The sequence below is a fragment of the Phormidium sp. CCY1219 genome, from assembly GCF_035615515.1.
Classification (GTDB): Bacteria; Cyanobacteriota; Cyanobacteriia; order Cyanobacteriales; family Laspinemataceae; genus CCY1219.
Window position 1 is genome coordinate 1 of the sequence record NZ_JAJENT010000605.1, and the last position, 15,393, is coordinate 15,393.

At 50.7% G+C, this 15,393-nt stretch carries 12 protein-coding genes; 4 read left to right on the plus strand and 8 right to left on the minus strand.

All coding sequences use genetic code 11. From position 1 onward, the window contains the following. Nucleotides 1-479: 479 nt before the first annotated feature. Nucleotides 480-911 (plus strand): hypothetical protein, encoded by a 432-nt coding sequence (locus tag LKK83_RS16985; protein ID WP_324632429.1) that lies wholly within the window; start codon nucleotides 480-482, stop codon nucleotides 909-911. A gap of 82 nt (nucleotides 912-993) precedes the next feature. Here LKK83_RS16985 and LKK83_RS16990 read toward each other — a convergent pair whose 3' ends face one another. The 6 genes from LKK83_RS16990 to dnaK form a co-directional block, all read right to left on the minus strand. After that, nucleotides 994-3,093 (minus strand): response regulator, encoded by a 2,100-nt coding sequence (locus LKK83_RS16990; RefSeq protein ID WP_324632430.1) that lies wholly within the window; start codon nucleotides 3,091-3,093, stop codon nucleotides 994-996. Between the two features lie 346 nt (nucleotides 3,094-3,439). Beyond that, entirely contained in the window at nucleotides 3,440-6,268 is a 2,829-nt protein-coding gene (locus LKK83_RS16995; RefSeq protein WP_324632431.1) for a sensor histidine kinase, read from the minus strand. A gap of 369 nt (nucleotides 6,269-6,637) precedes the next feature. Next, on the minus strand, nucleotides 6,638-7,636 hold the full coding sequence (locus LKK83_RS17000) for a J domain-containing protein (RefSeq protein ID WP_324632432.1): 999 nt from the start codon (nucleotides 7,634-7,636) through the stop codon (nucleotides 6,638-6,640). Between the two features lie 192 nt (nucleotides 7,637-7,828). Then, nucleotides 7,829-7,990: a hypothetical protein gene (locus LKK83_RS17005; protein ID WP_324632433.1), complete on the minus strand. Its 162-nt coding sequence runs from the start codon at nucleotides 7,988-7,990 to the stop codon at nucleotides 7,829-7,831. A 308-nt stretch (nucleotides 7,991-8,298) separates the two neighbouring features. Continuing rightward, a complete protein-coding gene (locus tag LKK83_RS17010) occupies nucleotides 8,299-8,625 on the minus strand; it encodes a hypothetical protein (protein WP_324632435.1) in 327 nt (108 codons plus the stop codon). A gap of 52 nt (nucleotides 8,626-8,677) precedes the next feature. Beyond that, entirely contained in the window at nucleotides 8,678-10,750 is a 2,073-nt protein-coding gene (gene dnaK, locus LKK83_RS17015; RefSeq protein ID WP_324632436.1) for a molecular chaperone DnaK, read from the minus strand. Between the two features lie 742 nt (nucleotides 10,751-11,492). On the opposite strand from dnaK, the gene LKK83_RS17020 reads away from it, so the two are divergent. The 3 genes from LKK83_RS17020 to LKK83_RS17030 all read left to right on the plus strand — a co-directional run bounded on the left by LKK83_RS17020 (nucleotide 11,493) and on the right by LKK83_RS17030 (nucleotide 14,582). Beyond that, nucleotides 11,493-12,197, plus strand: coding sequence for a class I SAM-dependent methyltransferase (locus tag LKK83_RS17020; protein ID WP_324632438.1), 705 nt, complete (start codon nucleotides 11,493-11,495; stop codon nucleotides 12,195-12,197). A 124-nt stretch (nucleotides 12,198-12,321) separates the two neighbouring features. Further along, nucleotides 12,322-13,080 (plus strand): VanW family protein, encoded by a 759-nt coding sequence (locus LKK83_RS17025; protein WP_324632439.1) that lies wholly within the window; start codon nucleotides 12,322-12,324, stop codon nucleotides 13,078-13,080. Between the two features lie 200 nt (nucleotides 13,081-13,280). Beyond that, nucleotides 13,281-14,582 carry a DNA cytosine methyltransferase gene (locus LKK83_RS17030; protein WP_324632440.1) on the plus strand — a complete coding sequence of 434 codons (1,302 nt, stop codon included), beginning with the start codon at nucleotides 13,281-13,283 and terminating at the stop codon, nucleotides 14,580-14,582. A 62-nt stretch (nucleotides 14,583-14,644) separates the two neighbouring features. Here LKK83_RS17030 and LKK83_RS17035 read toward each other — a convergent pair whose 3' ends face one another. Together LKK83_RS17035 and LKK83_RS17040 are read right to left on the minus strand one after the other, a co-directional pair. Continuing rightward, nucleotides 14,645-15,007 carry a response regulator transcription factor gene (locus tag LKK83_RS17035; RefSeq protein ID WP_324632443.1) on the minus strand — a complete coding sequence of 121 codons (363 nt, stop codon included), beginning with the start codon at nucleotides 15,005-15,007 and terminating at the stop codon, nucleotides 14,645-14,647. A gap of 112 nt (nucleotides 15,008-15,119) precedes the next feature. Further along, complete coding sequence (locus LKK83_RS17040; RefSeq protein WP_324632444.1) at nucleotides 15,120-15,251, minus strand: hypothetical protein; 132 nt, start codon at nucleotides 15,249-15,251, stop codon at nucleotides 15,120-15,122. Nucleotides 15,252-15,393: the final 142 nt, after the last annotated feature.

The window sequence follows — 15,393 nt, forward strand, 5'->3', positions numbered from 1 at the left end:
ACCCAGATCTCAAAGGTCTGGGCGCAGAAGCCCGCGCCGTACCGCCTAAGCGGTCGGCGTCGGGAGTACGTCACAGCATTACACGGAAGTCAAAACCGTAACCGTGAAACTCTAAATTATTGGCAAAAATTTTATTTCCCCGGTTTATTTCTAATGAACCGGGGGTTTTCAATGCAAAAAAATAATTTGTCATTTCACAGGACTCCGATCCATTTTTATCTTTCGGACAAATTGGATGTTTTCTAAACTTTGCCCTTCACCCTCCTCTGAGTAAATTTTCTTTCAAGGGAAATACTCTCGACGATTTCCGCACCTGTCACCGGGAGTCGGAACCGGAAAGACAAAAGTGGCAAAAACTGTTTCCTCGGCGGGTTTGAGACAGCATAACCCGTCTTATTGCGCTTTCTTCAGAGGCGAGGTGGGAGTCAGGTCGTCTGGTTACGGCTAACAACGTCGCGGATACTCAGGAATTATCTTGGATGGGAAGTCCAAGCGATGACAATGGGTTTGTCCGCTTGGATGAAATTACCCTAGAAAACGGCGAAACTACAACAGCTCTACGTACCCACCCAAAATGGGTTTCCAATGGAAGGATAAAAGGTTGGCATCCTTGGGTCGAACTGCCTCAAAATGTAAAGTTTGAAGCTGATGTTGGTTTCGTCGAGGGAGCTAAAAATACCGATGGCGTTACCTTTCAAGTGTGGGAACACCATAAAGAAGGAGGAAGCACAGTTTGGAATAAGATTGTCGATCTCCACAAAGATTACACGGGTAATTTGGAACATATGGAAGCAGATCTCTCCCACCTTGCAGGACAAGAAGTGGGGATAGAGTTACGGGTTGATGCGGGCGAGTCATCTGGTGAAGATTGGGCCGCTTGGACGAACGTGCAGATTGTGCCCAGGGGCTAAACCGCGCTGATGTGGGGAATGTAGGTTCTGTTGATGTGGAATAATTGAGCAGAGGAAAAGAAGGTTGCCAGGAAAAAGGAGGTTAAAGCAGACAGACCTCAGCCACCAGTTGGCAGATTTCCGCAAACAATTGCTCGAAATTCGATCCCTGCTTGTGTAAAATAGCTTCCACACAACCGCGCAGGCGCAATTCATCTTCTACGGTAATATCTTTTGCCGTCATCACCACAATGGGAATGGCACGCCACTGGGGATGGTTTTTCAATGCGGCCACAAATGCAAAGCCATCCATTTCCGGCATCATTAAATCGAGTAAAATCAACTGCGGGGGATGCTTGGCCATCTGTTCCAATCCGCGCCGACCATTTTCCGCTTCGGAAATCTGCCATCCTTGGGGTTCGAGAAAGCGTCGCATGATGTCGCGGGTGGCCGGATCGTCTTCCACAATTAGGAGCGATCGCCCTTTTACCGACAGACCCTTGGGTTCGGAGCAAGTGCCCTCGTATTTTTCTAAAATGGCCAGTAACCGAGCGCGATCGATGGGTTTGGTCATGTAATCCGAGGCGCCGAGAGCCATGCCCATATTTTTATCATCGAGCATGGTCAGCATAATCACCGGGATATGAGCCAGTTGCGGATCGCTTTTCAGAGCACAGAGGACCGACCATCCATCTTGATGGGGCATCATCACATCCAGGGTAATCGCATCGGGCTGTAACTCTTGGGCTAACTGCAATCCTTCCTGACCTGTGGAGGCGATCGCCACGCGAAAACCTTCTCGACTTAAAAAGCGCTGCATCAGTTCGCGCACCGTGGAGTCGTCATCGATCGCCAACACCAGTTTTGCATTTTCCGGGAGTTCGGCGGGTAGGGGTACCGAGGTGGGTTCCACCTCCGACTCCACCTGTTCGATTGTGGAAGCGGGCAGTACCATTGTAAAGGTAGAACCTTTGTTCAGAATGCTGGTGGCCAGAATATCCCCGCCCATCATTTGGGAAAACTTTTTCGCGATCGCCAGTCCCAGACCGGTGCCGCCATACTTGCGCGTGGTAGAAGCATCCGCTTGGGTAAATGCCTGAAATAGCTGATTTACCTGTTCTGGTGACATGCCAATCCCGCTATCGGTGAGGGTAAAGCAAACCCATTCTACCGAGGGGTTATTGGCCAGAACGGGCAGGAGACTAAAGCGGTTTTTCTCCAGACCCAATTCTTCCAGGGTGCCGCGACTCACATCTAGGCTAATTTTACCCTGGTGGGTAAATTTCGCTGCATTGGAGAGTAAATTAAATAAATTTTGTCGCACCTTAGTCAAATCCGCTCGCATCCACCCCAATTCTGGGGCACAGTGAAGTTCGAAAGTATTGTTATTTTTCGCGATTAAAGGGTCGATGGTACTGACTACTTCCGCGATCGCCTCAGATAGGTCGAATGCTTCCACATACAGTTCCATCTTCCCTGCTTCGATTTTGGATAAATCGAGGATATCGTTAATAATCCCAAGCAGATGTTTTCCGGCGTGGTGAATTTTGTGCAAGTCCGGGAGAAAGTCTTCTTGACCCAAGTCTTGTGCGTCTTCTTGCAGCATTTCGCTATAACCGAGAATGGCGTTGAGGGGAGTTCGCAATTCGTGGCTCATATTCGCCAGAAATTGACTTTTCGCTCGGTTAGCGGCGATCGCCGCATCTTTTTGTCGTTCGATGGTCTGGTTGGCGATCGCGAACAATCTTGACTGCGCCACGAGCAGCACTTGCAAATCCAATAAACCTTGCCGATCCTCGCCAAACTCCACCACAATTGGCTCGTAAACTGCTTTTTCGGATCGACTCAGGGCTAATTCTACCGCATCGTGAATTTTGTAACTGGCACTCAGGTAAAGGGTTTTCACTTCCACGCCAAACTTGCGCTCGCGCTGTTGCATCGTATTCGAGAGCACCGCAATCGGTCGTTTGAGGAAAATTTCGAGTCCATAGGGCCGACTCAACCACTCGAAAAAACGCGCGCGGGAAATCATGCCCACAACCGATCCGCGATCGCGAATCATCACGCCGGGTAAGTGGGAGTGCTGCTCGAATTTTTCGGCGACTAACTTACCCAGGGTGGCGGCGCTGACTTCAAAGTAATGGCAAGGTAAATCTGCCAAAGTAGAATTCAGGGTTAGTCGGCGAGAGGGCGGGTAAAGCACGATGGCTATCCTCCAGTGCGTACAAGTCGCGCTCGATCGCGAGCGCCTAGAAGGCGTCTGTCAGAGAAGCGGGATAAGAGGCGCTCGTCTCGTGGGTAAGAAGGGAGACGATAGGGCGTTCGAGAAAGGCGTTTGATTTAACTTCAATTTTCTCCAATACACTACTCTATCCGCAAGAAGAGATAGTTAAATTGTAACTGAATCCGACCCACTTCCGGGTTCCAATTGATTTAATTGTCGTAGTAAAAGGCACCGTGAAATCATCGAAGCGCAAGAATTCGTTGATGCAGATAGGGCGAGAAAACAAGGGGGCGATCGCATCGCAGTTTGTCTCAATTTTTTGCATCTAAACCGAGAGGTCGATCGCCTCGCAGGGCATTCGCACGGTGAAGGTAGACCCGACACCCGGTTCGCTTTCGACCAAAATTTCACCCCCCATCATCTTGCAAAATTGATGACTGATAGCCAATCCCAAGCCCGTTCCCCCGTATTTGCGGGTAGTTGAAGCATCCGCTTGGGTAAAAGCGTGAAAAATGTGCTGCATCTGTTCCGAGGTCATGCCGATTCCGGTATCCTTCACTTGGAAATCAATCCAAGGAACGGCAGAATTATTCCCAGAAGCTGTTTTCCTGCGGATGTCTACGGTAATGCAGCCATTTTCGGTAAATTTGGCGGCGTTGCTCAACAGGTTCAACAAAATTTGTCTCACTTTTTTGGCGTCGGCATACATGTAATGAGAACTGGCGAAATTGTTCACAGTCAAAGTATTGTGATTTTTGTCAGCTAAGGGTTGAATCGTAGATATCGCCGACTCCACTAAGGCGGAAATGGAGAATTTTTCTAGATACAAATCCATTTTGCCCGCTTCAATTTTTGAAATATCCAGGATATCGTCAATCAAACTTAAAAGATGTTTTCCCGCCCGTTCGATTTTACTCAAGTCAGGAATAAATTCGCTACAGTTCAAATCTTCCGCTTCTTCTTTGAGAAATTCGCTATACCCAATAATGGCGTTTAAAGGGGTTCGCAGTTCGTGACTCATATTTGCCAAAAACATGCTTTTCGCTTGACTGGCTGCTTCCGCCGCCTCTTTCGCCTGCTGTAACTCGGATTCTGCCCGCTTGCGATCGCTGATATCCCGAACGATAATAATAATTTGGCTATCTAGCAGGGGTAACAAGCGCGCTTCAAAACTTTTTTCTTCTCTCTCAAAACCGATTGAATATTCGATGCGAACCAAACTTTTTGTTTCCTGAACTTCCGCGATTGCCCTGGCAAATTTTTCCCCAACTAATTCCGGCAAAACCTCCGGCAGTTGGCGGCCCATAAAATCACTTGGTGCCACGTACAAATCTAATTCTTGTCCCGCATGGTAATCGAGAATTCTGCCGTAAATATCTACTCGAAAATACAGGTCTGGCAGAGCTTGAAAAATGGTTTGTAATTCGCAAGTAGTATGATAGAGTTTTTGTTCGTATTGCTTGCGCTCGGTGATATCGCGAGTAATCGTTACCAAGCAGGGAACTCCATCCAGGTCGATGGGTTCGGCGGACAGGAGTCCGATACGGATGTCCCCCGACTTAGTGCGAAATTGGCCTTCCACATCGCGAACCACCCCATGTTCTTTTAATTGTTGCAACAAGCGATCGCGGCGGTCGAAATCCACCCAGATATTCAGTTCGTCAGTAGTTTTTCCCAGGGTTTCTTCCAACTCAAAGCCGGTCATTTCCAAAAAGCGATCGTTCACCTCCACATAGCGACCGTCAGAAACCCGAGTAATGGCGATCGCATCCGGGGTCGAGCGAAACGCCTTAGAAAACTTTTGTTCCGAGACGCGCAATGCTTCCTGAGCTTGACGTTTTTCCGTAATATCCGTTTGCGACCCAGCCAAACGATAGGGCTTGCCATCCAGGTCGCGCACTGCCATAGCGCGAACCAGAACCCACCGATAAGAGCCAGAAGAGTGCAACATGCGATATTCCGATTGCAGATGAGAGCTTTCGGCGCGCAGGTGCGAGTGAATTTCCGCCTCCACTCGTTCCAAGTCATCGGGATGAATCCGGCTGAACCACTCATCCGGATGAGGTGCGATCGCCTCTTCCTCACATCCGACCATTGCCAGCCATCGCGGCGAAAAATAGATTTCTCCCGTGTTTAAATTCCAATCCCACAATCCATCATTAGCCCCAGCCACCGCGATCGCGTAGCGCTCCCGACTTTCGCGCAGCGCCCCAGTCGCCTCTTCCACCGCCTTTTCCAACCGACGGGGTTCGCGCACCAGGATAAACGCGCACAGACCAAAAGAGCCACTCAACAATACCCCCAACGGATATAACCACCACACTGGCGCATAAGAAGGCCATCCCCCCACCGGTAGCCCCGCCAACTGCCAGTATCCGTTAGGCAAAGACACATCCAGCATCACCGGGTTGCGCTGGAACAGGCTGGCATCCCCAGCAAACACCTCCCCGGATGCCCCCAACCCATCCTTGCCTCGCAGGGCATATTCCAGGCGAAGGGTCTCCCCCTCCTTCGGGGAGAGGATAGAAAATTCCTTCGTCAGCGTTGCCCCCCCTTCCCCCACCAAGGTCAATCCGGCGTCCTCAAACAGGGTTTTCGGGTCGATAAGAATCGCCACCAATCCCCAGTAGGTATTGCCATCCCTGGTTCGATCCTCGCTCAAAAATATTGGCGTCCGACTGATTAAAGCAATGCCCCCTTGCACCAAATTTACCGGACCAGCTACCACGGTTTTTTGGGTTCGCAAGAGTCGCTTAACCCCTTCTTGGGAGGAGGGGTTTTCTAAAAGGTTGATACCGATAGCCTCTTCGTTGCCTTCTACCGGGTACAGATGGGAAATCACATTTTTTCTGGCAAGCTGGATGTTGATAATCCCACTTTGCTGGGAGACCATCACGCGAGCAAGGCTAACGAACTGCGGTTGGTCGAGATCTGGGTTGGTAGACACATAGGCCACCATCCCTCGGGTGATAAACAGTCGCGAGTTTAAAGCGGCTTCTAGTCTAGCGCGAATGGTGGTGAGTTCTTGCAGGACGTCGGTGCGAATTTCTTGGCGGTAGCGCTCTTTTTCCGAGTTAGCCAGCGCCCACACTCCTGCGAAAACCAAGCTTGCCGCACAGAGGGCTGCTATGTATGGTGACAGTCGCGATCGCATGATGGTATCATTCCTATCGAATCGCCCGAAAGCTGGTTGTACTCTGATTCACTCCGTGGACTCCACTCAATTCCACCCCCACAGCGACCGACGAAAAAAATAAAGAGTCCCTATCGGTCTGGGTTCGGCAGGTTGACAGAAATAGGGCTGTCATTCCCAGCCAGAACGGTATTTTATCGACTTTCAACGTTTCACTTGACCTATTCTAAAACCACTCGCACGCCTCATACCACGAAACTGCAAAAAAGTCAAGCCCTTTTCCCCGCCAATTTTACCCAGCATTGCAGCTTCCTCTCGGGAGACTCGGATTGCCACCTCTGCCCCCCCCTACAGGAAGTATTCCGGGGGAGTAGAGATTCCCCGAGACGCTTAGGCAAGCAAATTCTGACGCGGCTTAAACGTTTCGAGCTGACGCAGCTTTTCATACAGTTCTCGTTCCGCCTCGGAGATATCTTGCGGCACCGCAATTAAAATCTCCACCAGTTGGTCGCCGCGCTTGCCATTGCCCGTAGGATAGCCTTTGTTGGCCAGACGCAGGCGTTTTCCCTGTCCCACTCCTGCCGGCAAGGTCATTTTAACCAACCCATCTAGGGTGGGCACTTCTACCGCCCCGCCCAACACCGCCTCGCTGGGTGTCACGGGAAGCTGACAGTAAATATCTGCCCCCTGAAGGTGAAAAAATTCGTGGGAAGCCACGGTAATTTTCAGGAACAAATCCCCACCAGAAATGCCTTGGGACCGCAGGCGAATCCGCTGCCCCGTCACCATACCCGGGGGCATATTCACTTCCAGCGATCGCCCATCTTCCAGACGAATCCTTTCCCGTCCCCCGGTATAAGCTTTTTCCAACGGTAAGGTCAGCCTCGCTTCTACATCCCTGGGTGCGGGACGCGAGGGTACCGTATAGGCGGTTTTGCTCGTCCCGGGGCGAAAGTAATCCTGCTCTTTGGTGGCGGTGGTGGTTCCCACCCCCACCCCCGCCGCCCGACGCTCTCGCTCTCTGCGTCCGAGCAGTTCGTCTACAAAGCTATCAAAGTTGGCATATTGGGAAAAATTCCCCTGCCCGTTGGCACTACTGCTGACTCCCGATCGCCCATTCCACGGTTGCCTGCGCCCGCCGCTGCGCCCCCGAAATCCTTTCTTGCCCAAAAATCGACTAAATTCGTCGTATTGCGCCCGTTTGTTCGGATCCGAAAGCACTTCATACGCCTCCCCGAGATCCTTAAATTTTTCCTCGGCTACTTTATTTCCCGGATTGAGATCCGGATGATACTGCCGCGCCAGTCGCCGATAGGCTTTCTTAATTGCGTCAGTGGAGGCATCTCTTGCTACTCCGAGGATTTCGTAATAGTTCCGCCAGTTCTGCATATTCGCGCTTTTAAACTTTAAAATTGGGATGCTTACAAATTTAACTCAACCACCGAGGATTCCGCGATCGCGCTCGACTCTTTATTTAAGGAGGAATGGGCGCAATTGGGTTAACCCTCGACCCTCCCCTTTTTGATGTTCTCAGAATACCCTTCTTGCGCCAAAATTGTCGGCTTGTGTTCCCTTTGCTCCCTAACCGCCACCGATTTTCCCGATTGGGGGTAGGGAAAATGTCTCCCCGGCGATCGGCCTGTGGTTTCTCCTTCTGTGCCATTCTCCACCGCTGGTTCTTCCTATTTTTCCCCAATCCGGCCCGATCGCGGCGAACCGACCGATCGCCCTGGATGTCCCCATCGTGGCGATCTCCATTGGGTTCGCCCTTGCCGATGGCAAACCCCCAAATCATGCAGATTTTAGCCTCACCCTTGGCGATCGCTCCCGGTAAAAAATGACGCTCAGATTTCCCCGCTACCATCGCTTTAAGCTCTCTTACTATCACTTTTTATCTCGAATTGATATAATTTTCAATCGCCATAAATCGATTATTTTCGGTTATTAGTGCTTACCTTAATTTCAGCATTTTAGGCCAAAAAGCGTGCTTTTTTCGATAATTCATTCCAAGCGTTTTCTAGCTACCCTATTGCATCAGTTTTCTCCTCCACTTAACTGAAACCATCGATTTTTTTCAGTATAAAGTGCTGATTGTTGGGGAAAAAACGGAGAATCGAACTGGCAAAAATGGGGGGAGATTCACACAGATTCGTCTCATAAAGAGAATCCTCGGGAGTCGAAATGACGGGTACCACAGAGGCGAGCGCGCTTTTCTCGGGAAACAGGCCCCCGTCTGGGGTAGCTTCGCGGGGGTTGCCAAAAGAACGCCCTGGAGGTGGTGGGTGGCGATCGCCGCCATATCCCCAGCGATCGCGCCTGCCGAAAGGGTGGCCCTGTAGGGGCGAAAAGCAGCGCTCGCCTTCCCGATGAACTGACAACTAGGCTTTCACCCGCGATCGCCCATCCATTCCCCTAGGGGGCCTGTTTATTCTACAGCCAATCCTCATCATCATCATCCCAATCTTCATCCTGGTAAGGGTTATTGTACCGACTGTTGCCATATACGGAAGAGCGCCCCCGACGGCGGGATCCCATGCCATCCCGGGGCGGATATGGCTCTCGGGGCTGTCGGTAGGGATTGGCGAAGAAATCATCCTCGGGGAAAGGTTCGCGCTCTCGTTCCGGGCGTTCTTCAGTAAACGCACGCCGGATCGATCCGAAGAAATCATCTTCTTCATCCTCCTCTTGCACCCGCTGATAAACCTCGCGGTTGAGTTCGTACATGGCATCTTGCAGGTCTGAATGAGCCAAATCAATCCCCCGTTCGTCGTTGCGCTCTAAACTCTCGCGCAGATCGCGCACGGCGCTTTCAATCCGCCCGCGATGGGGAGCCACAAATTGGATCCCATAATCCAACGTTGCCTCTCTCAGCTGTCTTTCGGCTTGATACGCCAACGCCTCGACGCGGTTGCGTTTCTCCACTCGTTCCCGGCGTTCGCGATCGACCTGGGCGTATTCTTCAGCTTCCTCGAGCATCTGATACACTTCAGATTCGCTGAGGGTAGATGCCCCTTGAATGACAATGCTTTGCTCGCGCCCGGTCATTTTATCCAATGCCGTCACCTGCAAAATGCCGTTGGCATCAATATCAAAGGATACCTGAATTTGCGGCACTCCACGCGGTGCGGGAGGAATGCCGGTGAGTTTAAACCGTCCCAGGGATTTATTATCGGCTGCCATTTCCCGTTCTCCCTGCAGCACGTGAATTTCCACCAGGGTTTGATTGTTTTCAGAGGTGGAAAAAATATCCGATCGCCGCACCGGAATCGTGGTATTGCGATCGATCAGTTTCTTCATCACTCCGCCGATGGTTTCGAGACCCAGGGAAAGGGGCGTCACGTCCAACAACAGCACGTCTCTGATTTCTCCGGCAAGAATCCCCGCTTGAATGGCTGCACCCACCGCAACCACTTCATCGGGATTGACGTTCTCATTCGGTTCGCGATCGATTAAACTGCGGACTAGATCCTTCACGAGCGGAATCCGGGTCGAACCCCCCACTAACACCACTTCATCAATTTGCATCGGGGTCAAACCGGCATCGGATAGCGCCCGTTTCACCGGGATGCGAATCCGTCTGACTAAATCCCCACATAATGCCTCGAACTGCGCCCGGGTTAACCGCGTTTCCAAATGTTTCGGTCCGGTTTCGGTGGCGGTGATGAAGGGAAGATTAATATCGGTGACTTGCACCCCAGACAGTTCGATTTTGGCTTTCTCTGCAGCTTCGAGCAGTCTTTGCAAGCTTTGTCGATCGCGTCTTAAATCCACTCCCTCGGCTTCCAAAAATTGCTCGGCTAGCCAGTCTACAATTTTTTTGTCGAAGTCATTCCCTCCTAACTGGGTATCCCCGGCAGTGGCTTTCACTTCAAAGACCCCATCCCCGACTTCTAAGATCGACACGTCAAAGGTGCCTCCCCCTAAGTCGAAGACTAATATGGTCTTATAATCCAACTGGTCGAATCCATAGGCTAATGACGCCGCTGTGGGTTCGTTGATAATCCGCTTGACGTCTAGTCCGGCAATTCTTCCCGCGTCGCGGGTGGCTTGTCTTTGGGAATCGTTAAAATATGCCGGTACGGTAATCACTGCCCCGGTGACGGGTTCTCCCAAATACCGACTGGCTTCTTCGGCGAGTTTCCGCAGTACCATCCCGGATACTTCTTCGGGAGCAAATTGTTTTTTCAAGCGCGGACACTTGATTTTTATGTTGCCCTGTTCGTCTTTGCGAATCGTGTAGGGCACTCGCTTGGATCCGGGAGACAGCTCGGCGTATTTTCGCCCCGTGAACCGTTTGACTCCATAAAAGGTATTCTGAGGATTGAGCACGGCTTGCCGTCGCGCCATTTGTCCGACGAGCAATTCGCCTTCTTTGCTAAAGCCAACCACGGAAGGGGTGGTTCGCATTCCTTCTGCATTGGCAATCACCACCGGCTTGCCTCCCTCCATGACTGCAACCACTGAGTTTGTTGTCCCCAGGTCAATGCCGACTACTTTGCCCATGCTTTTGTCTCCACCTCTCGTGTGCTTGCAATTGCCATTCTGTTTTTGTTTTTTTTCGGATTCCTATCCATTAAAAAATAGGCTAACAAGTGATGGTCGCTAATACTAGCACCGCTCTAACACCAAACGATCGCTTCGCTCCCGTTCGATGAGTGACTTGCTGTCTCTATTCTATCTCGCTCAAGTCGTGCGAGGCTTTGACTTGATGGTGGCTTCAACCCCCAACCCCGGCTTTACTCTTCTGTGCCCAACAATGGCGCGCAATCCCTAACCGACTTTTCGCCAATCGCCAACCGGCAACCTCGGGGACAGTTTAGGCGTTCTTCGTTTGTCTCATTCTCTGCATTGGTCACAAAATCCAGACAATTGGATGCCTCTGCGATCGCCTCCTACCTCAATCCCCTGCCTCTACCCTGGCCAAAACAACGCGATCGCATTTTGGGCTGGCTTTCCACCCGGTTTGCACCCTTACTCCCAGATTCACCTCCGCCAACGATTTAACCCGCTGCCCTGTGCGTGGCTACAAGTTCCCCGGGGCAATTCCCCCTCGACTTGCCAAACTCACCCCACGCTTCTGTTTCTCTTGTATATAATACAAACAACTCTTTCTCAGCATCGGCCAATCGCCCACCCCATCTCCTAATCCCTCGATTTGCGGTGTCGGCTGTTTCCTCGGCGATGCAAGCCCCCAAACTCTCGGGCAGGGTATCGACGCAAAATTCTCTGGCAAACATACGCTCTGATGGTCAAACATTTTCCGCCCGATGAAGCGGAAGTTATCCAGTATTATCAGGCGATCGCTCCTGATTACGACCGCTCTCGCTTTCACAATACATACGGCAGCTATATCGACGCTCGAGAACGCCAACTTTTAACCGCCTGGCTCGCTCCCTATCGCGGTAAATCCGTTCTCGACCTCGCCTGTGGTACGGGCCGATTTCTTAATTTCGCTACCGTTGGATTAGATGCAAGCGATCGCATGGTGCAACTGGCTCGTTCTCAATATCCCGACCTCACCCTGATGGTCGCTTCGGCTTCTCAAATCCCCCTCGAATCCCACTCTTTTGATGCGGTGTTTTCTTTGCATTTTTTCATGCATTTAACTCCCGCTAAACTCGCCAGCGTTATTGCAGAATGTTACCGCATTTTGCGTCCGCATGGCACTCTAATTTTCGATATCCCTTCCTCATTCCGTCGCCGGATCGTTTCCTATCAATCCCACCCTTGGCACGGTGCTACTTCTTTTTCGCTCGGCAATATTCAAGCGTTATGTCACGAGGGCAAATGGCACTGGGAACAACTCGCCGGGGTGGCTTTATTCCCCATTCATCGCATTCCACCTTCCGCTCGCCTATTCTGCCGCCCGGTGGATTCTTTGTTGTGTGACACTGGCCTAAAATTCTTGGCTTCTTATTATTTGATTCAATTAATCAAGCGAGATGGCTAACTTCATTTTATCGGTAGCGTCTCCTCCCCTATCGTTTTTTTGCCTGTCTGGTACTTTCCTCTCAGCACAACATGTAATTGACTTGATTTTTTAACGTTAACTCCATCCGGAAAGAGAAGTGTTGATGATTTTATCTCACCCAATGAAAAAGGTTCTCCCCCCTTCGCTCAAGCTGACCCTGAAGCTCTGGCACCAAGGATTGCGCGATCTGCAAGCGGGCAACTTCCGCAAATTCCCTCGAAACTCTCGGCTAAGCGCCGCAGAAATATCGCGTTTTCCAACACGAATAACTCTGTCTCAATCGATTAAAAATACCCGGTACTCTGAAAATAAAAAACATAATTTGGCAACGGCGATCGCCTGCATCGAAAACCGCCCAATTTATCCCGGGGAACTGTTCTCGTTTTGGCATTGGGTCGGAAAACCCAATCGCCACAATGGCTATCGCGAAGGACGGGCGATCGTTAATGACCAACTCCAATCCACTATCGGCGGCGGATTATGTCAGCTCTCGGGCTTGATATATTTTTTAATCCTCAAGGCTGGCATCACTCCACAAGAACGACATCCCCATTCTCAAGATATCTATACTGAAGAAACCCGTTTCGCGCCCTTGGGTTCCGATGCCACAGTGGTGTACGGTTACAAAGATTTACGTTTCCCAAATACTTTGTCCACGCCGATTTGTTTCCGGTTTAATTTATTGGAAACTGAAATTGTTGCCTCTCTATGTTCGGTTAAAGAAATAGAGGAAATGGAAGTAAAGTTTAAGGTAAGCCCCGAGGATAAAGGGATAAAAAAAGTAGAAACTTTGCGATTGTCTTCGAGTGAAAATCGTTTTGAATTGGTTGCCTCTACCCTTTATCCTACCCGGAATGGCTAAACTTGACCCTGTAGCCGCAAGAGGTAAGAAAATCCGGAAATTGTTGAAGGGATTGGAAAAAATTACCGCAGGGCGATCGCCGCTTTTCCTTGGATAGAATGAAAGGAAGGAAATTTTTATGGTAAAAATGAAGCGCGCTGGTTTAAAATACCCATGACCCACTCGGGGATACCAGAAAAACAAGACGCCTGCACAGCTTTATGAATAACAACGCCAGACCCATTGCTGTGGATTTGTTTGCCGGCGCGGGGGGCATGACGCTCGGTTTCGAGCAAGCGGGTTTTGACGTACTCGCCGCCGTGGAAGTCGATCCGGTTCACTGCGCCATTCACTGTTATAATTTTCCGTTGTGGAAGGTGTTTTGTAAAAGTGTAGAAGAGATGACTGGGGGTGAAATTAGAGATAAATCGAGTATCGGCGATCGCGCTATTGATGTGGTGTTCGGCGGCCCTCCCTGTCAGGGATTTTCTACCATCGGCAAACGCGCCGAAGATGACCCGCGCAACTCGTTAGTTTTTCACTTTATCCGCCTGGTTGGCGAACTCCAACCGAAGTTTTTTGTCATGGAAAATGTCCGGGGGATGACCCTGGGAAAACATCAGGAATTCTTAGGGGAAATTATTGACAAATTTCAGTATTATGGTTATACTGTAACTTTGCCTTACAAAATTTTAAATGCGGCTCATTATGGGGTGCCGCAAAACCGAGAGCGATTGTTTTTGATTGGCGGTCGGCAGGAGTTGCTTCAAACAGAAGAATTGAAGTATCCCCCCCCGGTCACCCAACCGCCCCGGGGTTCCTCAAATTTGCCCGCTACCCCAACGGTGTGGGAGGCGATCGCGGATTTGCCGGCGGTGGAGAATTATAGCGAATTGCGCGATCGCGATTGGATCGAACGGGCCACCCCAGAAGGTTGTGCAACCCCAGTCAGCCCCTACGCCCGTCAAATGAGGGGCGAGACCCCCCTTGACAGAGACTACGCCTATCCTCGCCAATATAATCATACGGTGCTGACAGGGTGCGCGCGAACCAACCATAGCCCAGGGGCGATGGAGCGCTTCGCCAAAACGCTACCGGGCAAAACCGAGCCGGTGAGTCGCTTCCACAAGCTCGATCCCCAGGGCATCTGCAACACCCTGAGAGCCGGAACTCCCAGCAATCGCGGGGCCTTTACCTCGCCTCGTCCGATTCATCCGATCGCGGCACGCTGTATCACGATTCGCGAGGCCGCAAGGCTCCACTCTTACCCAGATTGGTTTCGGTTTCACGCCACCAAATGGCACGGTTTCCGCCAAATTGGCAATTCGGTGCCGCCATTACTGGCAGCATCGGTGGCGGCGCAGATTATGGAGCGCTTGGGGGACAAACCGCTTAAACCCACCCTGACGATCGAACTGGCTAATCCAGAATTGCTCGGTTTGAATATGTCAGCTGCATCCAAGCACTTTGGTGTAGATCCCCACACGATCGCGCCGCGCACCCGGGGAAGAAAACAGAATTAAGGATTAACCATTAAGAAGATATTTTTCTCAAGTTTAAATTCTTAATTCTAACGGCTTGACCCTTATCGCAGCAGTTGTTTGATGGTTTGAATTAATTCTGCGGGTCTAAAGGGTTTGGTAATGTAAGCATCAGCCCCTTGTTTCATGCCCCAGTAGCGATCGAATTCTTGACTTTTACTGGTACACATGACCACGGGGATATTTTGGGCTTTCGGATCGTTTTTTAGCCACCGACAAAGTTCGTAGCCGTTCATGCGGGGCATCACGATATCGGTAACGACTAAATCGGGGGATCCCGATTGGATTTGCGCTTTTGCTTCTACCCCATCAGCCGCCTCAAGCACTTGCAGTCCATTTTTCTTCAGGATGTCCGATACCATTTCTCGCACTGTGGCGCTGTCGTCCACAATTAAAATTTTACTCATCGCTCTCTCCCGGGGTTCTGATTAGAAAGGGTCACTCAATAATGGATGGTTTCTCTATTGTCAATACCCGCGCCTAGTGGCTGAGGGAATTATGAAGAGTTTAAGATAAAATTTAACCATTCTTTAATGTTGGGGGCGCGATCGCCCTGGGGGAAAGTCGGTCGCGATCGCCTGCGGTCTTTTCTCCGTCAGGAAAAGCGCGACAGCTAACGGGTGAGCGTCTTTGGGATAATGGTTGATTCATCAGAAATTAGGGTTGGTAAGGGGGAGAACGGAAACCCTCGTCATTTATGCGTAGGGAGGAGTTCCCCCCCCTTACACAGACAACAGTTTGACAAAACATCACTGCTAGAAACTGTAGGTATAACCGTCCTTCCGATGTACGC